This window comes from Flavisolibacter tropicus (genome assembly GCF_001644645.1).
Classification (GTDB): Bacteria; Bacteroidota; Bacteroidia; order Chitinophagales; family Chitinophagaceae; genus Flavisolibacter; species Flavisolibacter tropicus.
Genome location: NZ_CP011390.1, coordinates 755,287 through 772,706, shown reverse-complemented (window position 1 = coordinate 772,706; position 17,420 = coordinate 755,287). Strand labels below are relative to the sequence as shown.

The window sequence follows — 17,420 nt, the reverse complement described above, 5'->3', positions numbered from 1 at the left end:
AAGTTACAATATTAAATGGGGATTTTGCAACTAGAAACTGAATGATTCTGAATATGAGTTGAAGACCAGTTCGAAACGTACACTTTGCGCTTCTTTGCGCGTGCTTTGCTGCTCTTTGCGGTTAATTTTTACCGCAAAGCCCGCTGAGAATTCGCAGAGATGCGCAAAGAATACCTACCTATAACAGTCTTGCTTTTAATGATACTATAAGGTTTCGAACACTTGTGGTGGAAGACTGGGGATAGGCCCTGAAAGAAAAGAATAAATCCCATGGTTTGGCTTTCCTTGTGCGCTAGCCGTATTTGGGTATTTAAATTAAAGACTACAGTTTAGGCGGGAATTAATGAAATGCTGTTAGTGAAAAACACCAACTTTCATTTCCCCCAACCAATGTGTAACTTACTACCACCTTGAAGCTATTCGTATCAGCATGCAGTATTATTTAGGTGTAGATATTGGAACTACAGCTACTAAAGCAGTAGCCTTTTCTCCTAATGGAAAAGCCATCGCTATTGAAACGATTTATTATGGCATGCAGCATCCACAGCCTGGCTGGACTGAACAAGATGCTGATGGTTTACTTCATTCTGTAATTACCTGTATCAATAAAATAGTGGCGGTATTGGCACCTCAGTCGCTGGCATTTATATCGTTTAGTGCTGCTATGCATAGTATACTGGCGGTAAATGAAGCAGGAAATGCTATTACACCGGCTATTATCTGGGCTGATAATAGAGCAGCAGCCATTGCTGAAGATCTGCGAAATACCGAACGAGGCCAACACTTTTATCAGCGAACTGGTGTACCAATCCATGGCATGTCGCCCTTGTGTAAACTGCTGTGGTGGAAGCAATATGAGCCTGCACTTTTCACAGAGGCGCATAAGTTTATAAGCATTAAAGAATACATCTTCTTTAAGCTATTTGGCCAATACTTGATTGATACATCAATTGCATCGGCTATGGGATTGTTGCAACTAGAATCGTTAACCTGGGATGAAGAAATTATATCCTTTACTGGTATTCGTTTAGATCAATTATCAGAATTGGTAGGTACAAAACATGTTCTTTATCATGTTGGGCATCATCCTCAATTGGCCATTTCGTTACATACACCAATTGTTATAGGTGGAAGCGATGGGGCCTTATCGAATCTAGGAGTAGCAGGCAATATACGAAATGCTATGGTGATTACCATTGGTACCAGCGGAGCCGTACGTATGATGGTTAAAGAGCCGCAAATAGACCCCTATATGCGCTTGTTTTGTTATCATGTAAAAGACCATGAGTTTGTCTTTGGTGGGGCAACGAATAATGGTGCTGTGGTGTTGCAGTGGTTAAAGGAAACACTATTGAACACTACGGAAACCTATGAAGAACTTTTGGAGCTTGCACAACAAACGAGACCGGGTAGTGATGGTTTATTGTTCTTGCCCTACCTGCTGGGTGAGCGGGCGCCTATCTGGAATGAAAAAGCTACTGGAGTCTTTTTGGGGTTGCGAATAGATCATAGTAAAGCACACCTGGTACGCGCCTGTATGGAAGGTGTTTTGTATAGCTTGTACAGTATAGGAAAGGTGCTTCTTGAAAAACAGGAAACTGATTTAATATATGCCACTGGCGGTTTTGCTCGAAGTGAGTTGTGGTTACAGCTGTTGTCGGATGTCTTTAATAGAAAAGTAGTAGTGTCGGGTGGGATAGATAGTTCCGCATTGGGCGCTGTGGTTGTTGGTGCAGAGGCATTAGGATTAGAGTGGAAAATGGATAATACGGCAACAAGCGTTTATCATCCAAATGCAGGTCACCATGCAACTTATCAAAAAGCCTTTGATCGGTTTCTTCGACTTTATGAAGTTTTAAAAGAAGAAATGTAATTAAAGAACATTTCAATAGCCTACGAAGTACACAATAAATCTTCTATAAAACGAACAGCTTGCTTTATGACCGTATTGATCATTTTTGCCATCATCCTCTTACTGGTGCTCCTTATTGCCTGGGGCAAGATCAATGCCTTTCTGGCCTTTCTGATTGTTTCAATCATTGGTGGCTTATGGTTAGGCATCCCATTGACTAAGGTAATGGGGGCTGTGCAAAAGGGTATAGGAGATACGTTGGGCTCCTTGGCCATTATAATTATACTGGGTGCTATGTTAGGCAAGCTGGTGGCCGATAGTGGTGCGGCACAAAAGATCTGTTCTGTACTAATGAAGGCTTTTGGTTTTCGATATATTCAGTTGGCTTTGGTTTTGACCGGTTTTACTATTGGCATACCGTTGTTCTATAATGTGGGTTTTGTATTGGTGGTGCCCTTAATCTTTACTGTTGTTTATCAATATAAGTTGCCAGCTATTTATATTGGCTTGCCCATGTTAGCCGCCTTGTCGGTAACCTTTGGTTTTCTGCCACCACACCCGGCACCTACAGCTTTGGCTGTTCAGTTTAAGGCTAATATTGGTTTGACCTTGTTATATGGTATTCTCATAGCCATTCCTGCCATTGTTGTAGCCGGGCCCTTATTTTCCCAGTTCCTGAAAAATATTCCGGCAGATCCTTTAAAAACATTTCAACCAAAGGAGCTAGCGCCTGACAAACTACCCAGTACTACCAGCAGTTTTTTAGCAGCCTTGCTGCCTGTGATCTTATTAATGCTTACGGCTGTTTTGCCATTTGTGGTGGTAACGACTTCAAATAGTGCGGCTATTCTTTCCTTTTTGGGCGAGCCTGCTATTGTAATGTTACTATCGTTGGCTGTAGCCACCTGGGTATTGGGCATTAACCGTGGAATACCAATGAAGGATATTATGAATAGTTATGCCGATTCTGTAAAGGAAGTATCACTGATCCTGCTCATTATTGGCAGTGCTGGTGCCTTGAAGCAGGTGCTGATTGAGAGCGGCGTTAGTCAGCAAATTGCACAGCAATTGAATAAGGTGAACCTTCATCCGTTGGTATTAGCCTGGCTGATTGCTGCCGCCATCCGCATTTGTGTAGGATCGGCAACCGTAGCAGGATTAACTACGGGTGGCATATTTGCACCAATGGTATTGCAATCGCAGATTCATCCCAGCTTGATGGTGTTGTCAATAGGTGCAGGGAGTCTGGCCTTTTCGCACGTCAACGATTCCGGCTTCTGGATGTTCAAAGAATACTTCAACCTGTCTATAAAAGATACCTTACGCACATGGACCGTTATGGAAACACTGGTAGCGATTGTGGGTTTAGTGGGTGTGTTGGTCATTCACTTGTTTGTGTAATTTAGACAAGTATTACTACTGCTAATAAGTAGGAGCGGTATATGTAACGTGTACACATTGTGCTGTGTGTTGTATTGCCAAAAAGGTGATGGAAGAAAGATCACTTAATTGTGATTTTTAATTTATAAGAGCGATCTATCTCCTAAATTCCTGAATAATAATCTCAGTTTCGGATCTGCTGCAGATGTTGACAAGATCAAGGCCTTTATCACAAACCGTCCAGAACGCTTTGTGTTGGATGCGTATAGAACGGCATTAAGCAGAGATGCTGCTTATTATGATGCTAATGAAAACATTACTGCAGGATACGTGATGAACAAGATCCAATTCAACAAAACAATGTTGCTCTTTGGCGCACGGGTTGAAAATACACACGTAGATTACAAGGCCTTTAGAATTTTCAGCTATGACAAAGATGCCAACCCGAATGTAAATGGCGGTCAGAAGCCTGGAACAACTACGCCAGTATTTAATACCTATACTGCAACACCTGCTGATTCATCGCTTAATTATGTAATGGTATTACCAAACTTGCAGTTCAAGTTTGACCTGGCTAAAAACACGATCTTACGTACGGCCTATACAACAGGATATTCTCGTCCTAACTACGTGGATCTGATGCCAACCTTAAATATTAATACAGACTTATTGAAGATTGAAAAAGGCAACCCTGAATTAAAAGCGGCTTATTCAAACAACATGGATGTTCTTTTTGAACAATACATGAAAAATGTAGGTCTATTATCAGGCGGTGTTTTTTATAAGCATATAAACAAGTTCCAGTACCTGAGCGAAGGGCCTATTACTGATGCTAGCAACCCTTATTATAGCAGCGGTGCTACGGAGCAGTATGTGATGAGACAACCACGTAATGGTAAAGCAGCCAATGTGTATGGCGTAGAGTTGACTTATAACAGTACATTGACCTTTATGCCAGGTGTTTTGAAAAACCTGATATTTACAGGTAACTATACTACACCCATTCTAATGCTGTAACCGATCAAAAAATAGGAGAGTTGCGCCTGCCAGGTCAAGCTGATAATACAGCCAATCTTGCATTAGGTTACTCTTCTAAAAAGCTAACGATCCAGGGTTCATCTAACTACAATGGTAAATTCATCTATGCACTAGGATCAAATAAAGAAGAAGATCTTTGGGTAGATGCACGTTGGCAGTTGGATGTTAATGCCTCTTATAAGATCACTGATAAGTTTATGGTATACGTTGAAGGTGTTAACATGTTAAACAGCCCTGCTTATACGTATATGGGTAATTCTACCCGTGTATATGAAATTCAGTATACAGGAGCCTTTACCAGAATTGGAGCGAATATTAGATTTTAATCTAGGGTAGATCTCTATTTTTATAATCAGCAAAGCGGTTGTTTATGACTGCTTTGCTGATTTTTTTATAGACCTATGGGGATTATTAAACCAGCATAAGATTGGCAATATGCTGTATATCGTTTTTATTCCAGTCATTTCGTTATTCTCGATATAGGTATAGATTGCCTTTCGCATAATTGGCACTACTAGCCGATGATCCCAAGTGTTTGAAAGAAATCACAGCATTCTTTGCCTTCTTTTGGTATAAGCTTAAGTCCTGTTATAGAGCAACTCTTAGTAATTACTAGAACACTCTAACACTTGGGGCAGCCAACGGTTAAAGGAAAGAAAACAAGGGAGGAGGTGGTATAACAGTGTGGTTTATGCGTAAGTTGTACGAATGGTTCGTGGGGATAAGTACCGAGGTGTCTACTTGTAAGAATGCCAACAGCGGCATATAATGTAAAAAAATATTGATCACTATTATTGTTGTGCTTGCGATTCGGCTAGATAGTGAGTAAATTGTATTTCTACCAAAACCTAAAACAGTTAATCATGAAAAAGATCTTACTGGCTGCTTGCCTGCTAACCGCTACGCTCACTGTTACTTCTGCCTCTATTGGACAACAGGCTATAGTACAAGCTGGGAAAAAACTACCACCGAAAGTGCAGGACGCATACGATACTTGGCTTGGGGTGCTTCAAATGGCGCTTATTAGTGATACCTACACTAAGGAGCGTAATGTCTATAAAATTGATTTTATAGGAGAAGCTGAATACGATCCAACAGGTGAAACTGGTTTTATAACCTACCGTGGTTCTGTTTGGATTGACAACAAAGGAACATTTCTCTTCTTTTCACCATTGGTTCCGATTGATTAAACAGCAAACATTTAAGTTCAAGTCTCGATTAATTTTCATAGCCTATAGCATAGGTGTCGGGTAAATTGTGAAGCAAAATGCCTACCAAAACTGGGCTGTTTTATTGGCATGTAATTGTAGCAAAAGATCCACTATTAAAATAGGTGAGATTTAAAGAATGTTATCAAATTCTAGTTTTCCTGTTTCTTCTTTTTCCAGTGTCAGTAACGGTGTACAATAACCACCAAATTTAATGAGCGCACCCAGGTAATATTTTTGCCCGAAGCGGATATTAATTTCCAAGTTATCATCCTTTAAACCGCCCTTTGCTTTCAGCTTAAGTGGTCCTTCTTTATATATTTTAAGTATATACCGAGAATTGTTTTTAGATACAAACATAGGCATGTCGTTTCCATAGACCGTATAATCTGCTAAAAAGCAAATGTTTCTCTTAGGCCGGTATATATAAAGCAAGGCGTAAGTGGATGTGTCGCTAAAGCGGGCTTTTCGTACGGCATTAGGGTCGGTTGGCGCGAATAGCAATGTATTAGGTGTAACCGCTTTTTCTTTCAGCCACATGGTGTCTGATTGTAACAAAGCTCCTTTTTTGTTTTCCAAATAGCCATTAAATAAGTAGTAATCGGGCGTGTTCTCCGTGATCTCATAAAAAAAGGTATGCTGCTTTAAAACTGCCAGTTCTTCACGTTTTAGCTTACTGCCTGATATATATTTTAATGAGTAGGAACAATCACTATTCCAATCCAACTTCCAGATAATGGAATCACCGGTAACAGCGTTGATTTCCTTTTGTGTAGCACCATCCCTGTGCAATATATAATGATCGGCAGAATTAATTGGATAGGAGTGAAAGCAACCATTTTTGAAGTTTGAACAGTCTTTTGATTTCTGTCCCAAAGCTAAACCTGGACTCATTATACAAATGGAAAGTAGAAACAGAAAGCAATTGCGTTTACCAAGTGACAGCATTGATAGTTTTGGATTAAGGTGTACAAGATAATAAAAAGTAGAAAGCCTTTCTACAAACTACAACTAATGCTCTTAAGACTTTATACGATTGCCAAAGGTTTGCTACTTCTTATTATCAAACTATCCATAGTTTTCATTATAATTCATGAATACTTTGATTGCATGAAGGCTGGTTCTCTTAATTAAAAGAATCTATCATTTAATAACACTTATTCTCGTTGAGGGACAAAATAGCTGTTAAGTTTAGCCGCACTTGCAAAAGAGGTTCCGGTATCATTGGAAAGGATTTTTAGTGGCATAGGACCAATCAACTTTCCTTTAGGTGTTACTTTCCAAGCCGAATTTCGTTCTGGCTTGGGAGAGGGTTCATTGGCCTGAGATTTAAGAGTCGTATGAGTAATCGGGTGCTGGTCATGTATTAGAAAGTGTTGGATAACCTCTTCTCTTGTTTTTCCTTTTTTTAGCAGCTCGCCGACCTGGGCGGTGAGCCTATTGACGACACCTTTGCCCCGCTGATTTTTGGGTAATTGCCAGTAGATGGCGGAGGCCAACTGGGAAGCTTCGCCAAAGGCTTCAGCACTTTTTCGGGAGCGGGCAAAGCGGGGATCGGTGCGGAATTGGCGGCGATTCAGCGAGCTTTTCTTTCTAGCCAAATACACTCCTTCCATTTTGTAAAAGGTGATGTCATCGATGGTGCCGGTGAAGAAGAGCGGGCCTGCTTGTCGTGCCATAAGTTAGGGTTGATTACTTATTACTAATTATTTTAGTAAATTTACACTGACAATTTCAACTACACAAGCTTTCTGGTGGCTTTAGTTATACACATGTAAGCAGGTTTTAATACCAGTTGTTTGCCTATCTGTTCTGACTTGTTACTACATCTTATTAGCCTTTGATACGGAGTAAAGGAGACTACTATACGGAGTAACCCACAATTCTATACGGAGTAACTATGAAGGGACAGAGCAGGAGTAATGAAGGAACAGAGGAGTAGCAGGCAAGGAAGCATGAAGGATTATTGGGGTTTTAGAGAAACAATTAGCAAGTTTTCCAATATGAACTTTGATCATTTTTCCACACTGTATTCATTTGATATATCTTCAGGAAATCTTGGCATCTCCTTGATAATCATATTCCTTGTTGCTTGCAAATCTTAAAATCTTTAAGTATTTTGACTCCCAATAAACGGCGTTGTAGCACTTGGTATGACGCTTGTATCTTTATAATTATCATACCCTTTCGAAACTACTCATCCACTCCATCTTTATTGAAGAGCTTCCCATTTAAGTAATTGAAATTGTACTAAAGCAGTCGTTTTATTTCTATTTAAGATTTTAGTATGGAGACACTAAAAAGGAGAGTACGGATCTGTGGAATCCCTGTTGATGCTCTAACCATGGAACAAACACTAGCTTTAATTAATAAAGCTATACAAGACAAAAGTCCTGTACACCATGTTGTAGTTAATGCAGCAAAAATGGTCAACGCTCAGAAAGATGAAGAACTTAAAAAATCTATCGTTGACTGTGATATCATTAATGCAGATGGTAAATCTATTGTTTGGGCATCAAAGTTTTTAAACTGTGCATTGCCTGAGCGAGTTGCAGGAATTGATCTCATGCACAACCTGGTAGACATGGCAGCAAGTAAAGGGTATAAAATATTCTTACTAGGTGCGGAGCAGGAAGTTTTGGAAAAAGTAGTAGAAGTTTATCGTACAAAATATGGCGATCAATTGATAGCTGGCTATCGCAATGGTTATTTTAAAAAAGAAGAAGAGCCAGAATTGGCCAAACAGATTGAAACGAGCAGAGCCGATATGCTATTTGTGGCTGTAACATCACCCAAAAAAGAAATCTTTCTTAATACCTATAAACACCTCTTGAATGTACCATTTATAATGGGAGTGGGAGGCTCCTTTGATGTAATTGCCGGTAAAACAAAACGGGCTCCCTTATGGATGCAAAACTTAGGCATGGAGTGGTTTTACCGTGTACTGCAGGAGCCAAAACGAATGTGGAAGCGTTACCTATTTGGCAACTCTGAGTTTATCTATTTAGTAGCAAAAGAAAAAATAAAGCAAGTGTTTCAATCGGCCAACTAACCCAGTTGATCTGCACTTCATTACTATTTCGCATTCAATAATATCTATCATTCTCTTATTTATTAACCTATCTGACCTTTTAAAAAAGGAAACTGTTACACCTTAATCAATAAACAAGATTGCAATGATTATAACTATCGTAGCTGGCGCCCGGCCTAACTTTATGAAAGTAGCACCCATCATCAAATCTATACAAGAAGCTCAAACAAATGGTTATGATATTAAGTATCGCTTGGTACATACGGGTCAACACTATGATAAGAAAATGAGTAGCGATTTTTTTGAGCAACTATGCATTCCTGAGCCAGATGCCAATCTTGGTGCTGGGGGAGGAAGCCAGGCAGAGCAAACAGCTGCCATTATGGTAAAATTTGAAAAAGAATTACAGGAGAACAAATCAGATCTAGTACTGGTAGTAGGAGATGTTACATCTACCATGGCCTGTACAATAGTAGCTAAAAAGCTATGCATAGATGTAGCACATGTAGAAGCGGGCATTCGCTCAGGAGATCGAACAATGCCAGAAGAAATAAACCGCTTGGTTACCGATGTTATTTGTGATCATTTCTTTACCACTAGCGAAGAAGCCAATCATCACTTATATCATTCCGGCGTGCCTAAAGAAAAAGTACACTTTGTTGGCAATACCATGATTGATACTTTGTATCAAAATATAAACCGATTAATACAACCCGAACTTTGGAAGCAAGTAGATTTAAGGCAAGGGAACTATTTCTTAATAACACTTCACCGACCATCTAATGTAGATGATCCCCACAACCTAACTCATTTGCTGGAAGTTATACTAAAGAGTACCGGGAAGCTTCCCATCGTTTTTCCTGTTCATCCAAGAACGCGTAAAATGCTTGATTCAGCAGGTTTTATGCACCCAAGGCTGATTCAGACCGACCCTATGAGTTATCTTGAATTTATTTACCTGGTAAAAAATGCTAAAGCTGTTATTACTGACTCCGGAGGTATAACTGAAGAAACTACTGTTCTCGGCATCCCTTGTCTTACCCTAAGAAATTCAACAGAACGGCCTGAAACAGTAACTATTGGTACAAACGAGCTCATCGGTACAGATCCAAACAACCTGTTGCCTTACTTAGAAAAAATAATGCAGGGAATCTGGAAGCCCTATAGTGTTCCGCCACTTTGGGATGGTGATACGGCTCAAAGAATTATTGCCACCATAATAAGAGTTTATAATATTCCCAATATACCTAAAGTGGAATATGCACTTCAGGCTTCTTAATAAATAAATGCTGAATATCAACATGTTACACAATGTTGACTAATAAATAAATCAAGATATTTTACAACTCGATTCATTTTGATTTTTTATATTGACTACAGGCTAAATGGTTGACATTTAGCCTGTTTTATTTTTAATTGTTTGTTATAAAATAGTCTGTATATAATATTATCCTTACACCTACATTACTACTCAAAATTGATCTTTCTCAACTTCCAACTTTTCTCCTTCTAGTTTGCAGATTTCCTTTTTTTGCTTGTTACTCTAATATAATAACCCCAATACTAATTAAACATCCATACTCAGGATAGCTATATAATTAGAATACCCTGTTCTTGTAATTCATGTATTCCCAATTCGAATTGTGGGTAGCTAGTCTTTAATAAACCATACAACAAAGTGTATTCACTTATTTATATAAACTAATTCAATAGATAACACTAAGTGTTTATACTAAATACTATTCATTACACTATTAAGTTTCTAAGTATTTACACTCACGTATATACGAAATAGAAAATTCTTCTTTCGTTTTAAGATGTCTTCTTACACTATTCTTATGTCTTCTAGAATTCAACAGCACGCGTAAGCGTAGATAGTTTTGCCCTCGTAAAAATTAATCAATGAAAATATAACGGACCAATTGTCTAATCAGCCTAAATAAAAAGTATCCGACTAAAGACAATTGCCACGTTGATTCAACAAGTTCACTTTTAATAATCGGTTAGTCCTCAAGCTAACTGTAATCAAATCAATCACCCCAAAAAGCTAAAATCCATGAAAAACAAGAGTATTAAATTATCACTGATGATCCCGTACTTGTCGGTGATCCTTTTAGCTACTGCTTGTCAGAAATCTGATTATTTCGATGAAAGCAATACAGTAACGAGTTCGACACCTACAGAAACAATAGCATTGGATGCCCCAACAGAAACAGTTACAGCAACGGCTACGGCGACAACTACTCGTATAGAAGCAGAAAGCTACACCAGCATGAAAGGTATTACGTTAGATGCCTGTAGTGAGGGCGGCAAAAACATAGGAAGCGTGCAAGCTGGTGACTACATGAACTATAGTGTAAATGCTCCTTCAGCAGGTAGTTACAAAATGAATTTCCGCGTGGCGGGTCCAGGTGGACAATTCCAGGTTAAAAATGCAGCCGGTACTGTACTGGCAACTGTAACAGCAACTAAAACAGGTAGCTATCAGACCTATACAACAGTGAGCGTAAACGCCAATCTTGCTTCTGGTTCTCAAACCATTCAATTGTATGCCGTAACCGGTGGTTACAACATCAATTGGTTTGAAATAGTGGGCGGTACAACTTCTGATGCAGGTAGTTCTACTGCACCAACTTCACCTACTACTACCCGTGTTGAAGCAGAGAGTTTTACAAGCATGAGTGGTGTTATTTTAGATGCTTGCAGCGAAGGTGGAAAGAACGTAGGTTCTATTCAAGCCGGCGACTGGATGAAATACACAGTCACAACTCCAGCGGCAGGATCCTATAAAATGAATTTCCGCGTGGCGGGTCCAGGTGGACAGTTCCAGGTGCGTAATGCAGCCGGTACTGTACTGGCAACCGTTACGGCTCCCAAAACTGCAGCCTACCAAACGTATACAACCGTGAGCGTAAATGTAAACCTAGCAGCTGGTTCACAAACTATACAACTCTATGCCGTAACCGGTGGTTACAACATCAATTGGTTTGAAGTAGTAGGCAGTTCAACTTCTGACGGCTCAGGCAGTTCTACTGCACCAACTGAACCGACAGCACCAACTGAGCCAACTACACCTCCTAGTGTCTCAACTGGTAGCGGTACCATCAGTTCTAATATCATGTTCCGTGAAACTTTTGAAGGTTCAGCACCGTGGACAGGCTTTGGACAGGAGTGGTATACTTCATATGCTTTTACCACATCATCCAGCCCTGTAAACCAAGGATCAAAATCCGGTCGTTTTGAATTGCGAGATACTGATCCCAACTACCGTTCTGAAGTACGTTTCCCGTCTTCTTACAATGGTACTGACCGCTGGGTTTCCTTCTCTGTATACTGGCCATCAAATGGAATGAAGGACGATTCTAAACCGGAGTTGTTCCACCAGGCACACCAGACGTCCCAGACTTCACCTCCCGTGAGCCTGATCGTAAAAAATGGCCACATCTGGGCCGAGGTTAATGGACAGGTATTCTCTGGCACTTTAGGCACCGGAACTTCTAAAACAATGGACATTGGTGCGGTGCCAAAAGACCAGTGGGTACGTTTTGTCATTCACTATAAGTTTTCTTACAACACGGATGGTGCCTGGCAGATCTGGAAAAATGGTTCCCAGGTGCTGAACTATGCGGGTAAAACCATTTATCCACCAGCCATTACTTCTAGCTTACCAACCTTTAAACTGGGTATCTACAAGTGGGTATGGAGTGGAACGGCAACAAGTGATGCAACGCTTCGCGTGATGTATGTAGACGATGTACGTGTAGGTAACGAAAAATGTACACTAAGTAACATGTAATCTTATAATATCGTGGATTGGGTGTTTGATAAAAGTGAGCTTAAGTGAACAGCCAATCTCACAAAGCCAGGAGCAATCCTGGCTTTTTTGTTTGATTAAAATCAATTGAATAATAGCAGTGCAAAACTTAGAAAGACCCTTATTTAATAATTTACTTTCTAATCAATTCACACGGGCTTCTTACTTCCTATAGTATATAAACACCTATTTGACAGTGCCAAAAATCAAAAGAATGCGTATTTGCCTACCAGATACATTAATAAGGGGATGCCGAATGGTATAACCTGGGAAATAGGCATTCCATCAGATTGGAAAACAATTAAGCATCCTTCAATAATTGCCAAAAACCAACTCAATAAGCTCGTTAACAACTTTTAACAATTAAAAGATATTCTACAAATAGCACCTTTCGAACAACACTCTTTCATAACACACTCATTTTCAGCATATAACAATTGGCTCGATAAAATTTAAAATGCCATAAACCTTTAAAGAAGGAATTATATATAGCTCAAAATGGATTGTTTAGAGAGTTATTAATTACTAAATGAAGCAGCTTTAAATGTTTACCCTTTTTAATTCTTTATAATACTATTATATATATGAACACGTTTTTGGCATCTTGATTTAAAATAATTGCAATTGAGCTTGTCATTGACCATGCCAGAAATAGCATTTAAATGTATAAAATTGGATTTTGGCATATAATGCAGGTACCTAATGAATTCCTTGCGTGCCAATTTATAACTCTCTAGATCATTAAGAATCCCACTAAGTATAATCAATTGTCATATTCTCAGTTTCCTACTTACCGATAATGTATCCTTTCATTTAAAAATGCCAAGAAGCTAATTATCATAGCATTTACGCTTAAATAATAAGCAGGAATAAAGAGTATAAAGCGGTTTTGATTGATCTAAAATAACGTTGTAGCCTATATACAAATAGGAAATCTGCATTTTCAAATAAGGCGTGCCAAACCCTTGCCACTAAAGGATTTGATTGAAATCTATTTATCTGAAAGCGCTTACGGATTATAGGTATATCCACTTAGCAAGCTCTACCATTAACCTACTAAGTCCACAACTCTGTGCAAAAAACGCCTCAATATGGAATAGTATTCGTATCAATTGGTGCGTTATTTCAACAAGTTCACTTAAAACAAAAAGCGGTTAGCCCTCAAGTTGATCGCAATCATTCACCAAAAATCAAAATCCATGAAAAACAAGGGAATTAAGTTATCTCTAATGATCCCGTACCTTTCGGTAATTCTATTAGCCACTGCTTGTAAGAAAGATGATCTGTCTGCAGAAAACAACACAGTTGCAACAGCATCAACTCCAACAGAAACATTAGCATTGGATGCTCCAACTGCTACTACTACATCATCAACAACTACATCTACTACACGTATAGAAGCAGAAAACTATACCAGCATGAGCGGAGTAGGACTGGATGCATGTAGCGAAGGTGGAAAGAACGTAGGTTCTATCCAAGCCGGCGACTGGATGAAATACACAGTCACAACTCCAGCGGCAGGATCCTATAAAATGAATTTCCGCGTGGCGGGTCCTGGTGGTCAGTTCCAGGTGCGTAATGCAGCCGGTACTGTACTGGCAACCGTTACAGCTCCAAAGACTGCAGCCTATCAGACTTATACTACAGTAAGCGTAAACGCTAATCTTGCTTCCGGTTCTCAAACCATTCAATTGTATGCAGTAAGTGCTGGATACAATATCAATTGGTTTGAAGTAGTGGGTGGTACAACAACCAGTGGTTCTACTGATGCTTCTACTTCTACAGGTACATCGGGTAGTACTTCTGGCAGCACAACAACAACTACTTCCAGTGCACTGGGTAGTACAACAATTGGCTCTAACACCCTGTTCCGTGAGACTTTTGAAGGTACTTCTCCATGGAGTGGCTTTGGTCAGGAGTGGTATACTTCGTACGCCTTCACTACAGCTACTACACCGGCCCTGCAGGGTTCCAAGGTAGGTCGTTTTGAACTGCGTGATACCGATCCCAATTACCGTTCTGAAGTACGTTTCCCTTCAACTTATAACGGAAAAGACCGTTGGGTTTCTTTCTCTGTATACTGGCCATCCAGTGGCATGAAGGACGATTCTAAACCAGAATTGTTCCACCAGGCACACCAGACGTCCCAGACTTCTCCTCCCGTGAGCCTGATCGTAAAAAATGGTCACATCTGGGCAGAAGTGAACGGCCAGGTATTCTCTGGTACCTTAGGCACCGGAACTTCTAAAACCATGGACATTGGTGCAGTTCCAAAAGACCAGTGGGTGCGCTTTGTGATTCACTACAAATTTTCTTACAACACCGATGGTGCGTGGCAGATCTGGAAAAATGGTTCACAGGTGTTGAACTACGCGGGTAAAACCATTTATCCACCAGCCATTACTTCTAGCTTACCAACCTTTAAACTGGGTATCTACAAGTGGGTATGGAGTGGAACAGCAACCAGTGATGCAACGCTTCGCGTGATGTACGTAGACGATGTACGTGTAGGTAACGAAAGTAGCTCTCTGAGCACTATGTAATCTTATATAAGATTAAACACGAGAGTTGTTTGCTACAACTCATTAAAAACATCAAAAGCATATAAAAAAAGCCAGGATTTATTCCTGGCTTTTTTGTTTTTCCAATACCAAAAGTTTTATATCTTATCAATCAATATCACCTTAACTATTAAGTAATCTTTTAAGATGGGGTTACTAAAATCATGAAATCACTTGCACCATATCTATTTTCTGCATTTTGTTTCCTAGTCTATTTCTCACAAAATTCTTATTGTCAAAAAAACAATAGGCTAATGGAATCAATACTACTTGAATCAAAGTTTGAAAATGAAAATGCCTTCTCTCAATGGTCTTTAGAAGTGTGTCGAAAAGATGCGATCACCGTAAGTAAAGTGGTTTCAAGAAAAGGTAAATACTCTTTACGATTTGAGTTTTCCAAATCTGATCCCCTTCAATATAATGGATATGTGCGAGCGGAGCTCAAACAGGATTTTAAAACAGACGAGACGGGAGAAAACTGGTATGGGTTTAGTCATTATTTGCCAAAAGATTTCGTTGCTGACCCTGTACCTGAAGTAATAGCACAATGGCATGAAATTCCAGACAAACAATTAGGAGAAGATTGGCGATCGCCCCCCATTTCACTAGAAATTAAAAATGACCATTATTTTATAAAAGTTCTTTGGGCTTCAAATCCAGTAAATACTAATCGTACGAAAGACGGGGAATTGTTTTATGACTTAGGTCCTGTGGATAAAAGTAAATGGACCGATTGGGTATTCCACATCAAATTCCGGTATGACAGTACTGGTATTTTAGAAGTCTGGAAGAATAAAGAGAAAGTTTTATTCCGTGAAGGACCTAATTCATATAATGATCAACGATTTCCATACTTTAAAGTTGGCATTTATAAATGGGGATGGGCCGGTGGTGGCAAGCGATCTCCTGAAAGTACAAGGATATTATATTTTGATGAAATAAGAGTGGGAGATAGAAATGCAAATCTTCAGACTGTGTCACCTTTTTAAGTCATTACATCAGCTTTTATACTTTCGCTACTACTTAAAAAACGAAGAACTGCTTCCTTATCCACCTGCTGATTACCATCTAATACTAAATGATTTAAACCTTGATAATAGTTTCCATACTTCATGAAACTATTCCATACATGATTGGCGTACCACTCGTTATTTCTTTTAAAATCGTTCATTCGCCGTTTCATAAATTCATCCTTTGTTAATTTTATATGGATGTATTTGTCAAGCAAGCCTCTTATACGATGATCATAGGTTATTAAAAAACCTTCTGCAATGACGATTTCATTTTGCTGACTATGTAAAAGAATATCATTGTACAAACGTGTGAAATCAATCGTTTCCGGATGCTCCATATCAAACTTCCGATAAAGCATGCTCAAGTAAAATGCAGGAAATTTGGCAAAGAAATCCCAGTGACTTGATTCTTTAATGTAATGATCTAAATGAATCTCATACGTTTTCTTACGAAGCTTCTTTTTAATAAAACTAGAGAGGGTTGTTTTACCAGCCCTGCTCACACCGCCAATACCAATGATCATTTTAAAGTTTATTTAAGTATAAAGAATGAAAATAGCCAAGCATTTTAGAGTGTAATTTTTATGCTGTATACTGGTCAATCATATCAAGCACTTTTTGATCTTTTTCAAAATCAAACTTCCTAGCAAATATTTCTTTTCGTTGTTTAAGTTCTTCAAAATGATCTGTAGTAATTGTTGTGGGAGAGGAGGAAACATCAATACCTGACCATGATGAGAACATAATTGAGTTCTTAACCTTTGTGCAATAATTATGAACTAAGGTTTGAAAGAAAATTTCATCACTAAAAAGAGTAAAAGCGTGATACTTTGAATAAGCAGGGTTTTCATCTACATATTTGATAATGAACTTTATCGTTTCAATGGGCAACGCCCACCATTGCATGCCTCCATATGGTTTTAGTTCTTTTGGAAATCTGCGTTTACTAAACAGAACTTTTGTTTTTAAGGGGGCGTTGAGGAATATTTTCAAATACTTTTTGATGGTGCCAACTGACAATATCTTTTGAACCGAAAGATCGAAAAAAGAAGGAGTGGTAATAAAATCTCCTTTCTCACTCGATAGAAAAAAAGTATAAAACTGCATGCGGATTGAAGAGTTTGGCCATCGATAGTCCGGCAATTCAAAGCCTTCTATAAAATTGCACCCATTGTGTTTTTCTAAAAATTCAGCTATGTTTTGATTGCTTTTTATAGGATAACATTGGCCGCTTAATAATATCACATACCCGCTACGGTTATCTTTTATGATATCACGCATAGCCTGTAAAGTAGCCTTAACAAGGCCTGGACTTCCCCAAGTAGACGCAATCCTATTCTTTTTTGATAAGAAAAAAACATTGGATTTATCCTTCAACACATCTTTAAACGGAGTTATGTCCTGGGATCGGTCTACGTGTATATAGAAGAAAGTATTTTCTGTACTCAATTTTTCTACCAGCCGGCATAGTTGACCGGGCTCTTTATGAGCTAGTATAATATAATTGATATTCATATTATCAT

14 protein-coding genes are annotated in these 17,420 nt (G+C 39.0%); 10 read left to right on the top strand and 4 right to left on the bottom strand.

The annotated features are described in order from the left end of the window. Positions 1 to 430 precede the first annotated feature (430 nt). The 5 genes from SY85_RS03130 to SY85_RS03110 all read left to right on the top strand — a co-directional run bounded on the left by SY85_RS03130 (position 431) and on the right by SY85_RS03110 (position 5,460). On the top strand, positions 431 to 1,873 hold the full coding sequence (locus SY85_RS03130; protein WP_066401767.1) for a gluconokinase: 1,443 nt from the start codon (positions 431 to 433) through the stop codon (positions 1,871 to 1,873). Between the two features lie 66 nt (positions 1,874 to 1,939). Then, the gene (locus tag SY85_RS03125; RefSeq protein WP_066401766.1) at positions 1,940 to 3,253 is read left to right on the top strand and encodes a gluconate:H+ symporter; all 1,314 of its coding nucleotides are present in this window, start codon (positions 1,940 to 1,942) and stop codon (positions 3,251 to 3,253) included. 231 nt (positions 3,254 to 3,484) lie between these two features. After that, positions 3,485 to 4,249 carry a TonB-dependent receptor domain-containing protein gene (locus tag SY85_RS03120; RefSeq protein WP_066401765.1) on the top strand — a complete coding sequence of 255 codons (765 nt, stop codon included), beginning with the start codon at positions 3,485 to 3,487 and terminating at the stop codon, positions 4,247 to 4,249. Positions 4,250 to 4,269: 20 nt separating this feature from the next. Beyond that, positions 4,270 to 4,596: a TonB-dependent receptor gene (locus tag SY85_RS26070; RefSeq protein WP_066401764.1), complete on the top strand. Its 327-nt coding sequence runs from the start codon at positions 4,270 to 4,272 to the stop codon at positions 4,594 to 4,596. Between the two features lie 537 nt (positions 4,597 to 5,133). After that, the gene (locus tag SY85_RS03110) at positions 5,134 to 5,460 is read left to right on the top strand and encodes a hypothetical protein (protein WP_066401763.1); all 327 of its coding nucleotides are present in this window, start codon (positions 5,134 to 5,136) and stop codon (positions 5,458 to 5,460) included. Between the two features lie 150 nt (positions 5,461 to 5,610). Here the strand turns inward: SY85_RS03110 and SY85_RS03105 are convergent, their stop codons facing one another. Both SY85_RS03105 and SY85_RS03100 read right to left on the bottom strand, forming a co-directional pair. Then, entirely contained in the window at positions 5,611 to 6,372 is a 762-nt protein-coding gene (locus tag SY85_RS03105) for a hypothetical protein (RefSeq protein ID WP_066401762.1), read from the bottom strand. A 263-nt stretch (positions 6,373 to 6,635) separates the two neighbouring features. Then, complete coding sequence (locus SY85_RS03100; protein WP_066401761.1) at positions 6,636 to 7,157, bottom strand: hypothetical protein; 522 nt, start codon at positions 7,155 to 7,157, stop codon at positions 6,636 to 6,638. Between the two features lie 665 nt (positions 7,158 to 7,822). On the opposite strand from SY85_RS03100, the gene SY85_RS03095 reads away from it, so the two are divergent. The 5 genes from SY85_RS03095 to SY85_RS03075 all read left to right on the top strand — a co-directional run bounded on the left by SY85_RS03095 (position 7,823) and on the right by SY85_RS03075 (position 15,873). Then, on the top strand, positions 7,823 to 8,530 hold the full coding sequence (locus tag SY85_RS03095) for a WecB/TagA/CpsF family glycosyltransferase (protein ID WP_226998981.1): 708 nt from the start codon (positions 7,823 to 7,825) through the stop codon (positions 8,528 to 8,530). 124 nt (positions 8,531 to 8,654) lie between these two features. Then, positions 8,655 to 9,788 carry a non-hydrolyzing UDP-N-acetylglucosamine 2-epimerase gene (gene wecB, locus SY85_RS03090; RefSeq protein WP_066401759.1) on the top strand — a complete coding sequence of 378 codons (1,134 nt, stop codon included), beginning with the start codon at positions 8,655 to 8,657 and terminating at the stop codon, positions 9,786 to 9,788. A gap of 777 nt (positions 9,789 to 10,565) precedes the next feature. Beyond that, the gene (locus tag SY85_RS03085) at positions 10,566 to 12,305 is read left to right on the top strand and encodes a carbohydrate-binding protein (protein ID WP_066401758.1); all 1,740 of its coding nucleotides are present in this window, start codon (positions 10,566 to 10,568) and stop codon (positions 12,303 to 12,305) included. A gap of 1,217 nt (positions 12,306 to 13,522) precedes the next feature. After that, a complete protein-coding gene (locus SY85_RS03080; protein WP_066401757.1) occupies positions 13,523 to 14,866 on the top strand; it encodes a heparin lyase I family protein in 1,344 nt (447 codons plus the stop codon). Between the two features lie 182 nt (positions 14,867 to 15,048). Beyond that, complete coding sequence (locus SY85_RS03075) at positions 15,049 to 15,873, top strand: polysaccharide lyase family 20 protein (RefSeq protein ID WP_082886270.1); 825 nt, start codon at positions 15,049 to 15,051, stop codon at positions 15,871 to 15,873. Here SY85_RS03075 and SY85_RS03070 read toward each other — a convergent pair. Both SY85_RS03070 and SY85_RS03065 read right to left on the bottom strand, forming a co-directional pair. Further along, positions 15,870 to 16,421 carry a nucleoside/nucleotide kinase family protein gene (locus SY85_RS03070; protein ID WP_066401755.1) on the bottom strand — a complete coding sequence of 184 codons (552 nt, stop codon included), beginning with the start codon at positions 16,419 to 16,421 and terminating at the stop codon, positions 15,870 to 15,872. The two genes, SY85_RS03075 and SY85_RS03070, sit on opposite strands and share 4 nt — an antisense overlap. Before the next feature lie 58 nt (positions 16,422 to 16,479). After that, on the bottom strand, positions 16,480 to 17,412 hold the full coding sequence (locus tag SY85_RS03065) for a beta-1,6-N-acetylglucosaminyltransferase (RefSeq protein WP_066401754.1): 933 nt from the start codon (positions 17,410 to 17,412) through the stop codon (positions 16,480 to 16,482). Positions 17,413 to 17,420: the final 8 nt, after the last annotated feature.

What these genes read in the sequence shown, in the direction of transcription:
- wecB (WP_066401759.1), top strand. Translation starts at nt 8,655, where the DNA reads ATGATTATAACTATCGTAGCTGGCGCCCGGCCTAACTTTATGAAAGTA.
- SY85_RS03105 (WP_066401762.1), bottom strand. Translation starts at nt 6,372, where the DNA reads ATGAGTCCAGGTTTAGCTTTGGGACAGAAATCAAAAGACTGTTCAAAC.
- SY85_RS03110 (WP_066401763.1), top strand. Translation starts at nt 5,134, where the DNA reads ATGAAAAAGATCTTACTGGCTGCTTGCCTGCTAACCGCTACGCTCACT.
- SY85_RS03100 (WP_066401761.1), bottom strand. Translation starts at nt 7,157, where the DNA reads ATGGCACGACAAGCAGGCCCGCTCTTCTTCACCGGCACCATCGATGAC.
- SY85_RS03095 (WP_226998981.1), top strand. Translation starts at nt 7,823, where the DNA reads ATGGAACAAACACTAGCTTTAATTAATAAAGCTATACAAGACAAAAGT.
- SY85_RS03065 (WP_066401754.1), bottom strand. Translation starts at nt 17,412, where the DNA reads ATGAATATCAATTATATTATACTAGCTCATAAAGAGCCCGGTCAACTA.
- SY85_RS03075 (WP_082886270.1), top strand. Translation starts at nt 15,049, where the DNA reads ATGAAATCACTTGCACCATATCTATTTTCTGCATTTTGTTTCCTAGTC.
- SY85_RS03070 (WP_066401755.1), bottom strand. Translation starts at nt 16,421, where the DNA reads ATGATCATTGGTATTGGCGGTGTGAGCAGGGCTGGTAAAACAACCCTC.
- SY85_RS03130 (WP_066401767.1), top strand. Translation starts at nt 431, where the DNA reads ATGCAGTATTATTTAGGTGTAGATATTGGAACTACAGCTACTAAAGCA.
- SY85_RS03080 (WP_066401757.1), top strand. Translation starts at nt 13,523, where the DNA reads ATGAAAAACAAGGGAATTAAGTTATCTCTAATGATCCCGTACCTTTCG.
- SY85_RS03085 (WP_066401758.1), top strand. Translation starts at nt 10,566, where the DNA reads ATGAAAAACAAGAGTATTAAATTATCACTGATGATCCCGTACTTGTCG.
- SY85_RS03125 (WP_066401766.1), top strand. Translation starts at nt 1,940, where the DNA reads ATGACCGTATTGATCATTTTTGCCATCATCCTCTTACTGGTGCTCCTT.